The following is a 16371-nucleotide window of genomic DNA, read 5'->3' on the forward strand; positions in this document are numbered from 1 at the left end:
CCGACCCCCACCCATCATCGCTCGTTCCAGACCCGCTAATCTGGCAGACCGCACGTCAATCTTCCACAAACCGCTGCTTCCGTGATTCCCGCGAGAGAAACTCATTCTGTCGCTCCAAATTGCCGGGCGGTTTGGGGGGCTCAGGAGGTTGCAGGGTGGACTTTTCAATGCGTCGGAGGCGCACATCAATATCGTCTAGCTGCGCCTGAATTTGCTGAATCGCGGCCATGACTAGCTCAAATTTCGTCGGTTGGGTCATCACTTCATCTCAGGGTTTGGGATCTACAGAGTCGCGATTGCCGACGTGGCTCGGCCCACAACACATCACGCGCCACCCGCTTGAGCACCCTGTTCATGCCTCGATTCAGGACGCTGATTCAGACTGCACAGGTGCTCAGGCGTGGGCTCCTCTCAAGTAGTTAATTCTAGTGGACAACTTCCGGAGAAAAGCAGCGATCGCGTGATGCCCCACCAGAAAGCTGACCCACCGCGAGCCTTGGCAGAGTCCTTGCCAGAGCTTAAGCAAAAGCGAAGCCTGATGATTTAGTACTGGCTTTTACAACGGTGGAGTCACACCGCCCTGACAATCGGCACAGCAAACCCATGTCAGGATTGACCCGCATTTATGTCAGCTCAGCCATCAACCCCCGCGATCGTGGTGATGCACGGTGATCAAACCGGGGAGGAACTGCTCACTGAGGCGCTACGTGTCTTGCAGCCCGCCGTCATTCGCCAACCGCTGCAATTTATCGACTATGACCTGAGTTTAGAAAATCGGCGCGCCACCAAAAACGAGGTCGTGCGCGAGGCCGCGATCGCCGCTTGCAAAACCGGGTTATCCCTCAAGGCGGCCACCATCACCCCCGAAATTTCCGGGGATGTGGGCAGCCCCAACGCCATCTTGCGGGAAGATCTGGGGGCCTCAGTTATTTTGCGGACGGGGCGACGCATTCCCCAAATTCGTCCGGTGGGGGGCGTGTACGCACCGATCACCATCGTCCGCATGGCCGTGGACGACGCCTACGGCGCGAAGGAATGGCGAGAAACCACGGACACGGGCGATGAAATTGCCTGGCGCACGGCCAAAATTAGTCGCTCCATCTGCCGCACCGTCGCGGAATTCACCTTTGCCCATGCCAAACGCACCGGAGCCAAAGTGTTTGGCGGCCCCAAATTCACCGTCAGCGCCACCTACGAAGGCATGTTTAAGGAAGAACTGGATGCGGCGGCGCAGCGCTTTCCCGAGGTGGCCTATCAACCGCTGCTGATCGACGCCACCTTTGCCCTGCTACTGCAAAGTAGCGGCGAAGCCCTGACCATTCCGGCCCTCAATCGTGATGGCGATCTGCTGTCGGACATGGTGCTGCAAATGTATGGCAGTATTGCGGGCTCGGAAAGTTTGGTGATGGGCTTTGACGCTGAGACGTTGCAGGTCAAAACGGTGATGGCGGAAGCGCCCCACGGCACTGCTCCCGCCCTCTATGGCAAAAATATTGCGAATCCGATGGCCATGATTTTGGCCGGGGCGGCGCTGCTGGCCTATGTGAAAACGCCGATCGCCGATCGCGCGTCTCGTTCCATCTACGAAGCCGTATTTGAAGCGCTGCACGAAGGCAAAGCTACCCCCGATTTGGGCGGGGCCATGACCACCTCTGACTTTACAGACGAGGTGATTCGCAAAATTAAGACGAAGCTAGAAGTCTGGTCAACTTTGGAGGCGACCTAAACGGTTACCCTGGCTGGCGGTTCCGTAAATCGCCTGCTCGATCGCGCCCTTGCCCGCTGATCGAGCTCTGGAAATAAACCGATGCCAGGGGACGGTTCCCTTTGGACTCAATCGAGACGGTCAGGCGGGAGCTGAGGGAACCGTCCCCTGTGGACTCGTAAATCGTCCCCTTTTTATGGTTTGGAGTCGCCCGGTCGCGTCATAGAGTGTGGCTATGCGTTTAGAAACATCTCGCTTGCTGATTCGTGATTGGCACCCCGAGACGGATGCCGCAGATGCGATCGCCATTTACGGTGATCCTCAAGTCACCCAGTGGATTGGCGACAAATCCCTCGATACCACAGTCGAGGCAGTGCAGGCGCGATTGCAGCGCTACCGCGATCGCGCCGCCGCCTTTCCGGGATTGGGATGCTGGGCCGTGGTTCAGCCCGCTGAGCAAACGGTGATCGGCACGGTGTTGCTGATGCCGCTGCCGGGACGAGACAACCAACCCAGCGGCAAGGTCGAAATTGGCTGGCATTTTCGGCCCGCGAGTTGGGGCCATGGCTACGCCACCGAGGCTGCCCAAGCAGTGCTGCAAGTTGGCTTCGCTACGCTGGGACTCCCGACCATCTATGCGGTGACCTTGCCTGAAAATGAGCGCTCCATTCGCGTGATGCAGCGCCTCCACTTGACTGATTTGGGCAGCAGCCAAGACTACTACGGGGGCTATACGCTGCGGCTGTTTTGCCGCACTCGGGAAGATTCCTCCAAGCCATCCTGACCGCATCACCCGCTCGACGCGGGCGCTCCGTAGGGGAACTCGGCCAGGAGCTGATTGACTGCGATCGCCCAGCCTTCGGGAGCTGGCCGGGGGGCCATCGTCCAGCCGCGATCGCTCAACTGCGGATGTGGCCCCTCTGCCCCCGGCAGCACGATCGCGCGATCGACGTTTTCCAGCATGTCCAAATCGTTGGGGCTATTGCCCAAGCCAATGGTGACAATCGGCTCACCTGTGGCGAACGTCGGCGTATACAGCTGCACCAGTTGATGTACGGCAATGCCTTTGCTCGCCGTCCCGCCAATGAGATGAGAAAAGCGATCGCCCACTACTACCTTGAACCCCATGGACTCGACGGCGGCGGTGAGTTTTTCGGGGGCTGTATTTTTCGGCGTCAGAAACGGTTCCGTAAACTCCCGCATTTTGGCCTGATGGGCGTCTTCGGCGGATAATCCGGTCAACTGCTGCACCTGTTCCACGGAGAGATCCCCAAATCCTTTGAGCGGACGGCCCAGTTCTTGCGCGATCGCCTTTAGCCCCGCCCGCGCCATCACATAGATCACCCCCAGCGCCACCACCCGATACGGCCCGTCATCGTCCCCTTCGGGCAAGGTAAACGGACAGGTGTCGCGGGGAATGTAGATGGCGCTGCCATTCTCCGTCACAAACGGCCCTGTCAGACCGATTTGCTGAATCAGCGTTTCCACCTCCGCCCGCGTTTTGCTCGTCACCGGAATCACCGGAATGCCGCGTTGTTGCAGCGTGGCTAACACTGGCAACGCCGCGTCATAAGCGTAACTTTCGCCGTTGAGCAAGGTGCCATCCAAATCCGTAAAGAGAATGAGCGCCGTCATGATTCCACCCTAGTGCCCCAATATCGCCCCCATCATCCCAACAAGCCGAATCATTGCGTCACTCCATCGCCAAACCGTTGCAGAACTCCACAGAACCATGTGTTCCAAAGACTACAGATCGACAGCGTTTGTACAATCAAGGACTGACTTTATTTTTGCGAATTTTCCGCACTTTATTGATGGTGCATAATCTTCAGCACGTTGACATCACGTGAGTTCGATGAAATTAGATCGCTGTAACTCTGTCAAAGTAAGGATTTTAGAAATCCTTACTGGGTCAATCTCGTGTCAATAGGACTAGCTGTGTGCGTAGATTTCTCATTAAGAGAGGTCTAATGATAAAGGCTTGTGAGGCTTGATTTTGAAGCTCTATGTTTTACAAGGCTTTTGAGCTTCGATCTTCGTCGAACTCAGGTTAATGAGGTGACTGCCCCCAAACACCAGGCCAAAGCTACTAATCTCACTGCATCTAGCAACTTCAGATATAGCAGGATTAGTAGCCGTGTTCTGTGATGGACTCCTTTACGGCACGCTTAGAGTGGCCTTTCAAAATACGCAGCGTATAGATAGGACTGGCAAGTAGATAGAGGCAGAAAACATGGCGCAACCGCCAGTCCAAGCTGTTTTCATAGCAAAGCAGATGGGCTATCCATTGCCTCAAATCATTAGCGCCATAAAGCCCCGTTGCTGGCAACCACCAGTAACGGGGCAAACGCAACAGGCGGTGATAATGTCGGGGCCGAGCTACTGCCTTGAGAAAATTGAATAAATATTCAGACGTGAAACGATCTTTCGATAGAGCATGATCAATCACAATATCTGGGCAATACCAAATCTGCCCCCCTTGAGATTGCAGTCTGATGAGCAATTCGATGTCTTCACCCTTAAAATAAAGATCCTTACTGACAGGCCCTGCCAGTCTTAAGGTGCCGCTCTTTAGTAAATTGATTGTGTGAGCACGCTCCAAAATTAGGCCAGCTCCTGGTGGCAAGATTTTTTTAGGAGTTTGGTCATATCGAAAGGGCTGATTGCCTCGGTCAATAATTGCATAGAAAGCCAGATAGGGCTTGGCATAGGGTGGTATTGAGGCAGTTGTAAGTGACCGTATGCGCCCACTCAGGGCAGAGGCCTGAGGATACTGATGAATGGCATCGCAGATAACAACTAGCCAATTCTCTCTTGGCAGATTGTCATCATCCAAAAAGGCTACATATTTCCCTTTGGCTTCATAAAGCCCACGCATACGGGTCGCGGCCGCCCCGCGCTGATACTCAACGACAACACGACCCTGAATTGGCAACCGCTGTAGCGCGGCGGTGATAATGGCGACTGTTTGATCGCGGCTGTCATTATCGACGAAGATCAGTTCTACAGATACGTCTTTAGGAATTTGCAAGAGCATTAACTGCTCTATAAGCCGGTTTATAACATCTTCAGAATTATGGGTGCGAACTACAACTGTAAGCTTCACTTCAGATACTCAACGTCAATTTGTGCGATCAGGCAACCCTAGATGCTGTCAATCATCAGTTAGATCTAAGCTCTCATCAAAATCCGATATCTAAGTGGGTGAACTTAATTCAATGTAAAACGGTGTCGTTGATGATTGAGAAACGCTATTGCAGCCTTGCCGGAGGCAATAAGCCAACGTCACACGGAACGCTATTGCCTTGGCAGCACTCATGGCCAAAGAAATTTGTTCGAATCAGCCCAGCCAGTGACCTAATCCGTTTCGGATTTAGACTGCCCAAGTTTTGATAGCGATGAACACATTTAGGGAAAGCTGACTACGGAACAAATTGCTTCAAATGGTTGTTTCCCGCTTAAGCACCCTATTTTAGGCTTTATAAATTAACCTGCGTTATGACTTTACCTACATTCAGTATGATTCTCGAAACCGAAAACCTTTCATCTGCTGATGTAGCAGGATTTAGTGAGGCGATCGCCTCACTGTTGCAGCAAGATATTGCCGTTTCTTCGGCTACTGAGTTTATTGTGATTGATACTGGCGAGTTGTCGAATACGCTGAAACAACAGCTCCAAAAACAGTATCCGTGGATGAGCTTCTTGAAAGCACCGATGTCCTTAGGATATTACGAAGTCAAACAATTAGGAGCCGAGTCGGCATCGGGTGAAGTGGTGGTGTACTGCGATGCTGATTGCACCTATGAAGCCGACTGGTTGAAATCGTTACTAGTTCCCTTTGAAGATCCAGCTGTGGAAATTATTGCCGGGGAAACCACTATTCCAGTTACGGGGGGGTACTCGATGGCTATGGCTCTCAATTACATGCTGCATCGACAGGAGCCTAAGCCAAACTTGATTCCTACAGGCTTCTACTACATCAACAATGTAGCTTTTCGGAGACACGTCATCATCGAAAATCCTCTGCCCACTGATTTGAAGCTATATCGAGGAACTTGCAGCGTACACTCACGCATCTTGAAAAAAAATGGGCATCAAATCTGGAAACAGTTTGCTGCCGAAGCTCAGCATGCTCCTCCGAATGGCGTTCGTCATTATTTGTGGCGGTTTTTAGTCATGGGACATGATCACTACTGGTTGGATCGATATTTTGCCGAACTCAAGCACAGTTCTGATCGGCAGTTTAAAAAAGCTAAAAGTCAAGAGCTTTCTGTGATGCCACAGGACAGTCCTAAAAAAGAGCGAGTACCGTTTTCAAAAAAGTCTTTGCCGACTAGAGCGACCCAAAAAGTTCAATATATCCTGCGGCAAACTCGCATCTATCTGCAAGCAGAACCAGAGTTAGGCCAGTTCTTGCCTCTAGCTTTGCCTATTATTCTTTTCTCACAAGGTTTAATCTTCATCGGCAGAACGATTACAAGCCGATACCCTCATGCGTTGCTGAGAGCCTATTTAAAGAGATTTGAGCCAGCCTACGGCGATAAAGTTTTTTCTGAGCAACCGTGACTAACGTGAGTTCGACGAGCAGAAATGATCAAGAAAAAAGCTGAGACTGAATTTGACGAATTCTATGCTCAGCTATGAACACCAGTTTATCCGAAGGCTCCCGTCTCAATGTCTCGCAGATGTTCTGGGAAGTCGATGACTTTTGCCATGCTTTCGAACAGCCTTTGACAGTGCTTCCCCAACTGCCTTCCATGACCGGCGAACGGTTTTGCCAGTCCCGTTTGAGCCGCAGTGAAGTGATGACGATTGTGATTGCGTTTCACGGTTCCGGCTATCGCACTTTCAAGGAGTTCTACACCCTTTGCGTGCTGCCGGGAGGCGACACGCCTTTCCCAACCTTGTCAGCTACAACCCCTTTGTGGAACTGATGCCTTGGTGTCTGATGCTGTTGTGCTGCTATCTCTACACCCGCACTGGGGAAATGACCGGCATCGCCTTCATCGATTCGACTCCTATTGAGGTGTGTCATCCCTGCCGGTCCAAGTCTCACAAAGTGTTCAAAGATTTGGTGGGCTGGGGTAAAAACTCAATGGGGTGGCAATTCGGCTTTAAGCTCCATCTCGTGATTAACGATCGCGGCGAACTGTTGGCGTTCAAACTCACTCCGGCCAATACCGATGACCGCAAGCCCGTGCCCGACTTGACGCAAGACCTGATTGGCAAGCTCTTTGGCGACCGTGGGTATATCTCTCAGGAACTCTTTAAGCAGCTCTATGAGCGGGGTCTAGAACTCGTCACCAATTACAAGAGGAAGATGAAAAACAAACTGGTCAAGCTGATTGACAAGGTGATGCTACGCAAACGCGCTTTGATTGAAACCGTCAATGACCAACTGAAAAACATCTGCCAGATTGAGCATTCACGACACCGCAGTCCCTTCAAATTTTTGGTCAACACCCTAGCGGCCTGGGTGGCTTACACCTATCAGGAGAAGAAACCGGCTTTAGACCTTGAGGTCAAAGGCTTGACCGCACTCCCTGAGGCTATCTTTTAGACCGTCGAACTCACGTTGACATCAAAGGTATGCAGGGAACTAAGCGACTCATCATCCAGACGAAATCTCACAATCGCACTCAGACATCGGGCAGTAACGCTTGACACTGACGATTTAATTCTCCCTGCTAGATGAGGTTGAATGGGACGTTAAGTCTGCTTTAGGGACTTGCGCGCAAAAAAATCCCCATGAACCGAGTTTCGACTCCGCTCAACTCTCGATACTGGCAGGTTGAGCGAAGTCGAAACCGGATTGAACGGGTACTTTATTTAGTTGCAGATCCCTTAGCGTCATACACCTCAAAATATTGAAGCGCTGATTGCTCCGAAAGCTTCAAGGGGGCTAGAGGTTAAACGCCGAATTCTTGTTAGAAAAGCGGCCCTCTCTGGGGCATCGATTTATGCGGTTCAAAGCTACTGAAATGGGAGCTTGGAACGCAGATCTCACTGGACTTGTGGCATCACTACATGCCCCAGCCCTAGCGATATCGGTGCAAAGCATGGCTGTGACTAAGCCGCGAGTTCTTGGGCTAGAGGTTGCCAGCTAAAGATGCGATCGCCGCCCATCTCCAACACGACTTTCACATTCGGCATAGTTTTCGGCAACTCAGTCAGGTAAGCAATTTCCTGCTGGGACAAAATGTTGCCTTCAATCAGCCAGAGCACCATACCTTTAGCCTTGGGTGACATCCCTGCCATGCGGTAGCTGATGATCGGCGGAATGTAATAGCGATAGCCCACCGCAGCGGATTGACCAATCGTTTTCTTACCCAAGTGGGCCGGACGCACCCCATGGATGTCAGTCAGATAGGCCGACAAATCACCCAGCCCCTTGACTGTCAAATTCACGCACTCGTAGCCAGCAGCTCGCAAGCGCCGTTGATACCGACCTTCAAAGCCCCCTTCCAGCGGTGCCCTAACCGCTAATGCACCAGTCGATTCGAGGTCTTTGATAAAGCGCTTGCCAGTAATGATCAGTGCCATGGTGATCCTGAAGTTCAGATAACGTTCGATCTCTAGCTTTCATCCTACTGGTTTAGCGGCCATCCGGGCAGCGATCGCGATTGGCTTTCCTGTGCTCAGCAATTGTATTGACTGATGCTAAATGACCACCCGCCGAGCACCGCCCGACGTAACTTTGCGAATTGCGACTAAGAGGCAGGGGGCTTAGGCGCAGCGCAGCTAGCGGGATAGCGCGATGTAAATTAAATCCATGCCTTGCCGCCAAATAGGCGATCGTGCTAACAGCCCCCAGATCAGCGCATCCTAATCGGGGGCAAGGTTCAGGCGGGATAAACCCAACCGAGGCATTTGTTTTGGCCCAGGGCTGTAGTTAGACTCGGGGCGGTAGCTGATTACTAGAGACCGCCTCTGCTGAGACCATTTGCGGCGACATTCTGCCATAGGGTACCTGACCGCGATGACCTTCAACTAATTGCTTAAAGAGCGTCTCATACCGATTCAGCGCTTGCTCAAACGAATACTCGCTCAGGGCATGATGCCGCCCCTGACGTCCCAACTTTTCGGCAACCTCGGGCTGGTTATAGAGATTTTGAATAGCTTTCGCCAACTCACTGGGATTTTCCGGCTCCACCACTAGACCGCCGCCACTCGTGCGGATCGCCTGCGCCGCTGTCCCATGATCGGGAACTGCCGCCAGAATCGGCCGACCACTCGCCAGCAGCACCTGAGTTTTAGAAGGCATGTTAAAGCCGACAACGTTCCGCTTTTGCATGATGAGACCCACATCAGCCGCCGCCAGCATTTCCGGCAGCTCAGCCCGAGGGGCAAATGGCCGGAGAAGAACGTTCTGCACCCCCAACTCCAGCCGCAGTTCATCCAAATCAGAGAGCTGGCTTTCTTCGCCGACAATCACAAATACCAGGTCTTTAATATGCTGTAGCCGAGCCGCCGCCCGAATCACCGTTTGAATCCCCTGGGTACGGGCAATGTTGCCGGAATAAAGCACCACAAACTTGTCCTCCAAGCCATTGGCCTGACGGAAAGCATTCTCATACTTGGGCAGGGGCCGAATGAAGTTCACGTCCACCCAATTGGAGATGATTTTCATCTTGCTGTCGGGGATGCCTTTGCCCAGCAAATTTTGCCGAAAACCTTCGGCAATCACGCTGATTTGAGTAGCGGAGCGATAAGCGAATTTTTCCAAAATCTCAAAAGCCCGAATCGCCAACGGATTACTAATCAGGCCCGTCTGCACGGCAGCCTCAGGCAAAATATCTTGCAGATTGAGAACGGTCGGACAGCGATAAATAAGTTTCAGTAGCGCCACTGGCACAGCCACTGGCAAAGATGGACTAGTGTTCAAAATGACATCTGGTCGCCAACCCTGCAGCGCTTTAATCAGGCTCAGCCCGACAAAGCTGCCTTCCAACAGTAAGCGGGTCAAGAGCCCCGGATTGGGGCGAATCCAAACGTAGCACCGTTGAATGGTGACGCCGTTTTTCTCTTCCGTCGTGAACCATTTGCCCCGATAGGCGGGATAAATTTTCCGCTCCGGATAATTCGGCATTGCGGTGATCACTCTAACTTCATGCCCACGCTTCACTAAGCCTTCGGCCAATTCTGTCATCAGCGGCGCAATGCCAATGGGCTCAGGATGATAGTTGTAGGAATAAATCAGGATGCGCATGTTTGCAGAATTTCCTTGAGATATTGACTGTGAGTGGGTCTGCTGGGAGCAGGGGATTTTCGAAGGATGACTAGTCATTGAGGCGACTCAACGCTTGACAACAAACGCGTACGCGCAGCCTTATTAGCTAACCCATACTTCTACATATGCCTTGCTTCATGTGGAATGTCCGGGAATTAGGGCCAACTTTATGAGAACCAAAACTTTTGATTAAGTTATAGCGAAGAAAATTTAATCCGTCTTTTGACGTTTTTAGAATGCCCGAATAAACTCCCAAAAGATTCAGCTCCAGTATTTTCAGGTGTTTTCACTGGTGATTTGGAGGGCAATCACAAAGCTTTCAGTAAGATTACTGATATGAGCAAATGGAAACTGAAGTTGTCGCTGGTGCGATCAATACAGACGTGAATTTCTTTCTAATTCATGACGAAGTATTGGACAAACAGGCGGATAGCGATCGCGCTTATATCTTTACGCCAAACATTGATGAGATGCCACAAAGTTGCTGACGTGATCAAAAACTTTAGGTTCCTTCTAAGTTTCTTCATCAATTTGCGATCAAACTTCATGCTTCATTCATTAAATGTCGGCGAATTTTATCCGCCTGCAAGTGCTATTGCGGTTGGCGGCGGTCAGCTGTCACGTCCCATGCAGAACGGTGGCTCCATCGGCAGGCAGAGGGCAGTCATGGGAGACGTTTGCTGATGTGTGTTAGCAAGTCGGATGGGTCGGTCTGGTGTCAGCGATCGCGACCTGCTGGTCTGGGATGACTCCTGCCATGTCGGCGGCCTCATCTTTGTCATCACTGGCAACCGCGGGGAGATAGCGCTGAAGATGATTTTCTCGGTAGAGTAATCGGCGAGGCGATCTACAGTTTTCAGTCATCCAATGGGGCGGAAGTTATGGTGAAACCCAAGTTTGTGTTGTTGGCCGCTTGCGTCGCACTGTTGTCGCTGTTATGGCCGCAGTTAGTTATGACGTCTGCTGCTAACCCCGTATTGCCACCGGGCGAAAATCTGGTGATTGAAGGCATTCCGCCGATTCCAATGAGGGTGGTCGAGCTGGCCGATCGCTATACCCAGTACCGCACGGCTTCGTTGCAAAGCTGGCATCCGACCCAGCGAGAGATGCTGATTTCGACTCGGTTTGGTGACACCTCCCAGACCCATCGGGTGAGTGAACCGCTGGGAGCCCGCTATCAGCTCACCTTTTTTGACGAAGGGGTGTCGGGGGTGAGCTATCAACCGACAGCAGGCGACTACTTTTTATTCAGCAAAGACATTGGCGGCAGTGAGGCCAACCAAACTTTTCGGTACGACGTGGCGACGGGGGCGGTGACGCTGTTAACCGATGGCACTTCGCGGAATGGGGGCGGCGTTTGGTCAACGGCGGGCGATCGCATTGTCTACACCTCGACCCGGCGCAATGGGGCTGATGGCGATCTCTATGTGATGAATCCCCGCGAGCCGGAGAGCGATCGCTTGTTGGCCGAAGTGTCAGGGGGCGGCTGGTTTCCGACGGATTGGTCGCCGGACGATCGTCAGATTGTGGTGATTGAATATATTTCGATTAACCAAGCTAATCTGTGGCTGTTTGACGCTGAGACGGGCGATCGCACACCGCTCACGCAGCAGACTGGCGAAGTGCCAGTGGCCTATCTGGACGGCATTCTTAGTCCTGATGGGCAGCGCTTGTATACGGTGAGCGATCGCGATTCGGAATTTTTGCACTTGGGCTACATCGACCTGGAAACCCAGGAGCTGACTCACCTGACTGACGATATCCCTTGGGACGTAGAGGCGGTGGATTTGTCTCCTGATGGCTTGCAGCTGGCCGTCATCATTAACGAAAACGGCGCGAGCGTTTTATACGTCATGGATGCTGAAACAGGCGCGAAGCAAACGTTTGACACCATACCGGCCGGGCGGTTGCGGGGACTGGAATGGCGTAGCAATGGTGAAGAGCTAGGGTTCACCCTCTATTCCGCCCAATCCACCGCTGATGTGTACTCGCTCGACGTGGCGACGGGCGCACTGGAACGGTGGACGCAAAGCGAAACGGCGGGGCTGAACCTGGACTCGTTTGTCGAGCCAGAGCTGATTGCCTGGGAGAGTTTTGACGGGCGTGAGATTACGGGCTTTCTGTATCGTCCGCCAGCTGACAAATTCCCCGGCCCGCGTCCGGTCGCGATGTATATCCACGGGGGACCAGAGGGGCAGTTTCGTCCCACTTATTTGGGGCGGTTGAATTACTACATCAATGAACTCGGCATTGCCATGGTGTTTCCCAATGTGCGGGGCTCGACGGGCTATGGCAAAACCTTCACCAAGCTCGACAATGGCTACTTGCGGGAGGACTCGGTTAAGGATATTGGGACGCTACTGGACTGGATTGAGGCGGCACCGGGGCTGGATGGCGATCGCATTTTGGTCAGTGGCGCGAGCTATGGCGGCTATATGTCCTTAGCTGTGGCGACCAACTACCCCGATCGCATTCGCGCCTCTATTAATGTGGTCGGCATCTCCAACTTCGTCACTTTTTTAGAAAACACGGAGGATTATCGTCGGGATCTGCGGCGAGTGGAATATGGCGATGAGCGCGATCCTGAGATGCGCCAGTTTTTGACAGATATTTCTCCGCTGACGAATGCCGACAATATCCAGCAACCGATGTTAATCGTCCATGGGGCTAACGATCCCCGGGTGCCACTGAGTGAAGCCGAACAACTCTTTGACATTCTTGCAGACAAGGAGGTGCCGGTTTGGTACCTGGTGGCCACGGATGAGGGGCACGGCTTCGCGAAGAAACAGAACATTGACTATCAGTTCTATACCAACATCATGTTCATGCAGCAGTTTCTGTTGGATGAGCCAGTGAAAGGGTAGCTGGGTTTGAGAGTGGCAGGGTAGCAGAGTTGGTGAAGTCGATAAAAGTCGGCGAAGTGGTTGGAGGCTTGGGTCAATATTAGGGGTGAGATGTTCTCGCCATAACTGAAACCACCCTGCTCAACACTGGACATCGAGACTGCCTCGTTCATACACCCAGGCAATCTAAGCAGGACGATCGCAAGCGCCCAAATTTCGCTTCCCGGACTGGTTGATCCCGGTGATTCCTGAGGTCTGTCTGCAGCCTTCTGGTCTCCAATAAGGTGATAAGCTAGCTGCGCACTGTCGTTGCTGAATCGGTGAACGCCCTGTGTCTGACGCGAAACCTGCTCGTTCTCTGGCCAATATCGCCACCATCGTGGCGGCAGCGACCCTGATTAGTAAAGTCTTTGGGCTGGTGCGACAACAGGCGATCGCAGCGGCCTTTGCCGTCGGGCCGGTGGCCGATGCTTACAATTTTGCCTATGTGATCCCCGGCTTTTTGCTGGTGCTGCTCGGCGGCATCAACGGCCCGTTTCACAGTGCCATTGTGAGTGTGGTGGCCAAGCGCGATCGCGAGGAAATTGGCCCGCTGGTTGAAACTATCAGCACGCTGGTCACCGCAATTTTGTTACTGGTCGCCATTGGCATGGTGGTGTTTGCCGCCCCGATTATCGACTTTGTGGCCCAGGGCTTAAGCGATACGGAACCCGTCGCGCGGGCGATCGCCATTCGCCAGCTGCAAATCATGGCCCCCATGGCAGTCTTCGCCGGGCTCATCGGCATCGGCTTCGGCACCTTGAATGCGGACGATCAATATTGGCTGCCGTCAGTGAGTCCCATGTTTTCGAGCGTGGCCGTAATTGCCGGACTGGGGCTCTTGTATGTCGCGATCGGCGGCGACATGACCCAGCCGAGCTACTTCATGCTGGGGGGCATGGTGCTGGCGGGATCTACCTTGCTCGGCGCAGTGATGCAGTGGCTCGTACAAATTCCCGCTTTATGGCGTTCCGGGCTGGGACGGCTCCGGCTCCGGTTCAACTGGCGCGAACCTGGGATCCGCGATGTCTTCAAGATTCTCGTTCCGGCGACATTTTCCTCCGGCATGATGCAGATCAACGTGTTCACCGATCTGTTTTTTGCCTCTTATATTCCGGGTACGGCAGCGGCCTTGGGGTACGCCACACTATTGGTGCAGACGCCACTGGGCATCATCTCCAACGTCATCCTGGTGCCGTTTTTACCGATTTTTGCTCGGCTGGCCTCCCCCGATGACTGGCCCGAACTCAAAGACCGCATTCGCCAAAGCTTGATGATGGTCGCGTTGACCATGCTGCCGCTGGGGGTGTTGATCATGACCCTGGCCCTGCCCATTGTGCAGGTGATTTACGAACGCGGCGCATTTGATCTGGCGGCGGCAGAAATTGTCACCTCTGTACTGGTGGCCTATGGCTTGGGCATGTTTGTCTATTTAGCACGCGATGTACTGGTGCGAGTTTATTACGCGCTGGGCGATGCCCAAACGCCTTTTCGCATCAGCCTCGCCAATATTGGCCTCAACGTGGTGCTCGACTATTTCTTTATTCGCTGGTTCGGCGCACCGGGGCTAGTATTAGCGACGGTCGGGGTTAACATCACCTCGACGATTGCGATGGTCGTCATCCTGCACCGCAAACTCAATGGCCTGCCCTGGCTCGACTGGGGCCGCTCGATTTTTGTGCTGACTATCCTCAGTGGCTTTGCCGGACTGGCGACTTATGGTACTCGATTGGGCTTAGAGCAAGTCTTAGGCATTGAAGGTTTCATGAATCGATTGGCGCAGTTGGCGATCGCCAGTGCGATCGGGCTCACTGTCTTTGGCCTGGGCACCATCGCCCTACGCATTCCCGAAGCGACCCTGCTCGTGAACCGAGTGCGATCGCGCTTCACCCGCCGATAGAAAACATGCGCGTTTAAATCAGTTTCAGATAAGCCCTTTAGCGACATTGCAGGACTCAGGAGAAAATCACGTTTTTGAACTTGCCTCAAGACGTCTGCCTAAGCGATCGGCCGAAAAGGGATTCCTGAGCATAAGCAATCATCGTAGCCGCTACCAGCAGGCTCTCAGCTTTAGAGGCACGAACCTGGTTGACTGACAAAACTCTCAAAACCCTTATTCTGCAGTAGGTTGGGTTAGCGGTAGCGTAACCCAACGAAACCGCCTCTGGTGTTGGGTTTCACTTCGTTCTATCCAACCTACGCGAGGAACTTTTGTCAGTCAATCAGGGCATGAACAATATTTGGAACGGCATCAGACTGTTCCTTAGCTTGTGAAACATGCAGGCATCTTGTCAGCCAGACAAACCTGCCAGGCAGTGGAAGCCTTGAGTGAAACTTAGAAAATGCAGCAGACATTGATATTAATATCAGTCTTCATCAAAATACTGTAGCCACACTTTCGACACCTCATGCCAGGTTTCACGTTTCACTAACTCCCGAAACCGTTCGCTTAATATCGACAATTCATCAGGATTCTCAAGGAGCTCAATGATGCGATGCGCAATTTTTTCCTGAGTTTCTTGAGCTTCCGGCTCTCCAGCAACTTTCACGCAGTATGACTTTTCTTGGAAAGCAGCAAAATCAGTTGTGACTGGAACACACCCCACCGCTGCGGACTCGCGGACGGAGATACAATCAATTTCCGGATAGGTACAAGCGTAGTAATGAATACTCGCAGTTGCTTTTTCCGCAATTAGTTTTTCTTGACTGACGCGCCCATGTTCCACAACACCTGGTTGTTGAAATAGCAATGCCATCTCATCGCGCCAATCATCATACTTTGATTGCAATTCTCGGCGTGACCACCCATGGTAAATATGTAACTCAGCCTGTGGAATTCTATCCACAATCAGGGGCCAGCCGTACTTCAACATACTTTCTAAGCCACGGTAATAACGTGACGAGTAGATTATTTTGAATGGCTGTTTTTCGACCGGCTCACCGTTAAATATGGCCTGATTGATCCCGTTGGTCGCAATGGTAAATTTCGCATCAGGAATATCAGGCAACAGGTCGCGCTGAAATTTAGACTTGGCAAAAATCTGATCGAATCGAGCGATCTTTGCGGGAGGATAGACGCGATCGCTGCCTAAAACGTCATGCCAGTCCCAACAAAGCTTTTTAGCAGAAACAGAATCAGGTAAAAGGTAGGGATGAGACAAAATGATTAAAGTATCAAAGGTGTCGTAAGGATTGAACTTATAGTGGTTTATATAGCGAACGCCATCATAGTCACCCTCCAAACCATCACAATTACTGAAGACAGTCACTTGCTGGCCAGCTTTCGCCCATTCCCTGGACAGGTAAATAACGGCTGAATCAGTACCGCTAGTCCCTTGTTTCAGATTTTCAGGTGTCAGCCCATCTTTCCGATTGCCAGTGTAATACACCACTGAATTACGAGGCCAAGACTTCGACCTGGCCTTCTTGAAGTAGCCAGCCAATTGTGGAAATTGGCTTCGAACTTTAGATTTGAGGGAATTCAAAAACATAGGAAAAAGAGCTAGACACGCTAGAGCTCAAAATTTGCTTACCTGAGAGAACAGCTTAAGTCA

13 protein-coding genes and 1 pseudogene are annotated in these 16371 nt (G+C 52.3%); 8 read left to right on the plus strand and 6 right to left on the minus strand.

Annotation, left to right across the window (positions count from 1 at the left end; all coding sequences use genetic code 11):
• Window positions 1-55: 55 nt before the first annotated feature.
• Window positions 56-259: a hypothetical protein gene (locus JUK32_RS22535; protein WP_039724669.1), complete on the minus strand. Its 204-nt coding sequence runs from the start codon at window positions 257-259 to the stop codon at window positions 56-58.
• Between the two features lie 366 nt (window positions 260-625).
• Here JUK32_RS22535 and JUK32_RS22540 point away from each other — a divergent pair, with 366 nt between their 5' ends.
• Entirely contained in the window at window positions 626-1726 is a 1101-nt protein-coding gene (locus JUK32_RS22540) for an isocitrate/isopropylmalate family dehydrogenase (RefSeq protein WP_204141116.1), read from the plus strand.
• Between the two features lie 214 nt (window positions 1727-1940).
• Window positions 1941-2489: a GNAT family N-acetyltransferase gene (locus tag JUK32_RS22545; protein WP_204141117.1), complete on the plus strand. Its 549-nt coding sequence runs from the start codon at window positions 1941-1943 to the stop codon at window positions 2487-2489.
• A gap of 5 nt (window positions 2490-2494) precedes the next feature.
• Here the strand turns inward: JUK32_RS22545 and JUK32_RS22550 are convergent, their stop codons facing one another.
• Window positions 2495-3340, minus strand: a complete 846-nt coding sequence (locus JUK32_RS22550; RefSeq protein ID WP_204141118.1) for a mannosyl-3-phosphoglycerate phosphatase — start codon at window positions 3338-3340, stop codon at window positions 2495-2497.
• A gap of 493 nt (window positions 3341-3833) precedes the next feature.
• Window positions 3834-4811: a glycosyltransferase gene (locus JUK32_RS22555; RefSeq protein WP_204141119.1), complete on the minus strand. Its 978-nt coding sequence runs from the start codon at window positions 4809-4811 to the stop codon at window positions 3834-3836.
• A 413-nt stretch (window positions 4812-5224) separates the two neighbouring features.
• On the opposite strand from JUK32_RS22555, the gene JUK32_RS22560 reads away from it, so the two are divergent.
• Both JUK32_RS22560 and JUK32_RS22565 read left to right on the plus strand, forming a co-directional pair.
• Window positions 5225-6271, plus strand: a complete 1047-nt coding sequence (locus JUK32_RS22560; protein WP_204141120.1) for a glycosyltransferase family 2 protein — start codon at window positions 5225-5227, stop codon at window positions 6269-6271.
• 74 nt (window positions 6272-6345) lie between these two features.
• Window positions 6346-7265: pseudogene (locus JUK32_RS22565) on the plus strand (IS982 family transposase).
• Window positions 7266-7774: 509 nt separating this feature from the next.
• Here JUK32_RS22565 and ndhN read toward each other — a convergent pair.
• Window positions 7775-8248, minus strand: coding sequence for an NAD(P)H-quinone oxidoreductase subunit N (gene ndhN, locus JUK32_RS22570; protein ID WP_204141121.1), 474 nt, complete (start codon window positions 8246-8248; stop codon window positions 7775-7777).
• 349 nt (window positions 8249-8597) lie between these two features.
• Window positions 8598-9914 (minus strand): glycosyltransferase family 4 protein, encoded by a 1317-nt coding sequence (locus JUK32_RS22575; protein WP_204141122.1) that lies wholly within the window; start codon window positions 9912-9914, stop codon window positions 8598-8600.
• Between the two features lie 365 nt (window positions 9915-10279).
• On the opposite strand from JUK32_RS22575, the gene JUK32_RS22580 reads away from it, so the two are divergent.
• The 4 genes from JUK32_RS22580 (at window position 10280) to murJ (ending at window position 14717) form a co-directional block, all read left to right on the plus strand.
• On the plus strand, window positions 10280-10423 hold the full coding sequence (locus JUK32_RS22580; protein ID WP_204141123.1) for a hypothetical protein: 144 nt from the start codon (window positions 10280-10282) through the stop codon (window positions 10421-10423).
• A gap of 214 nt (window positions 10424-10637) precedes the next feature.
• Window positions 10638-10769 carry a hypothetical protein gene (locus JUK32_RS28130; protein WP_255538349.1) on the plus strand — a complete coding sequence of 44 codons (132 nt, stop codon included), beginning with the start codon at window positions 10638-10640 and terminating at the stop codon, window positions 10767-10769.
• A gap of 119 nt (window positions 10770-10888) precedes the next feature.
• Window positions 10889-12799, plus strand: a complete 1911-nt coding sequence (locus JUK32_RS22585) for a prolyl oligopeptidase family serine peptidase (RefSeq protein ID WP_239112957.1) — start codon at window positions 10889-10891, stop codon at window positions 12797-12799.
• A 310-nt stretch (window positions 12800-13109) separates the two neighbouring features.
• Window positions 13110-14717 (plus strand): murein biosynthesis integral membrane protein MurJ, encoded by a 1608-nt coding sequence (gene murJ, locus JUK32_RS22590; protein WP_204141125.1) that lies wholly within the window; start codon window positions 13110-13112, stop codon window positions 14715-14717.
• 466 nt (window positions 14718-15183) lie between these two features.
• Here the strand turns inward: murJ and JUK32_RS22595 are convergent, their stop codons facing one another.
• Window positions 15184-16308, minus strand: a complete 1125-nt coding sequence (locus tag JUK32_RS22595; protein ID WP_204141126.1) for a glycosyltransferase family 4 protein — start codon at window positions 16306-16308, stop codon at window positions 15184-15186.
• Window positions 16309-16371: the final 63 nt, after the last annotated feature.

Origin of the sequence: Halomicronema sp. CCY15110, assembly GCF_016888165.1 — a bacterium.
GTDB lineage: Bacteria > Cyanobacteriota > Cyanobacteriia > Phormidesmidales > Phormidesmidaceae > Halomicronema.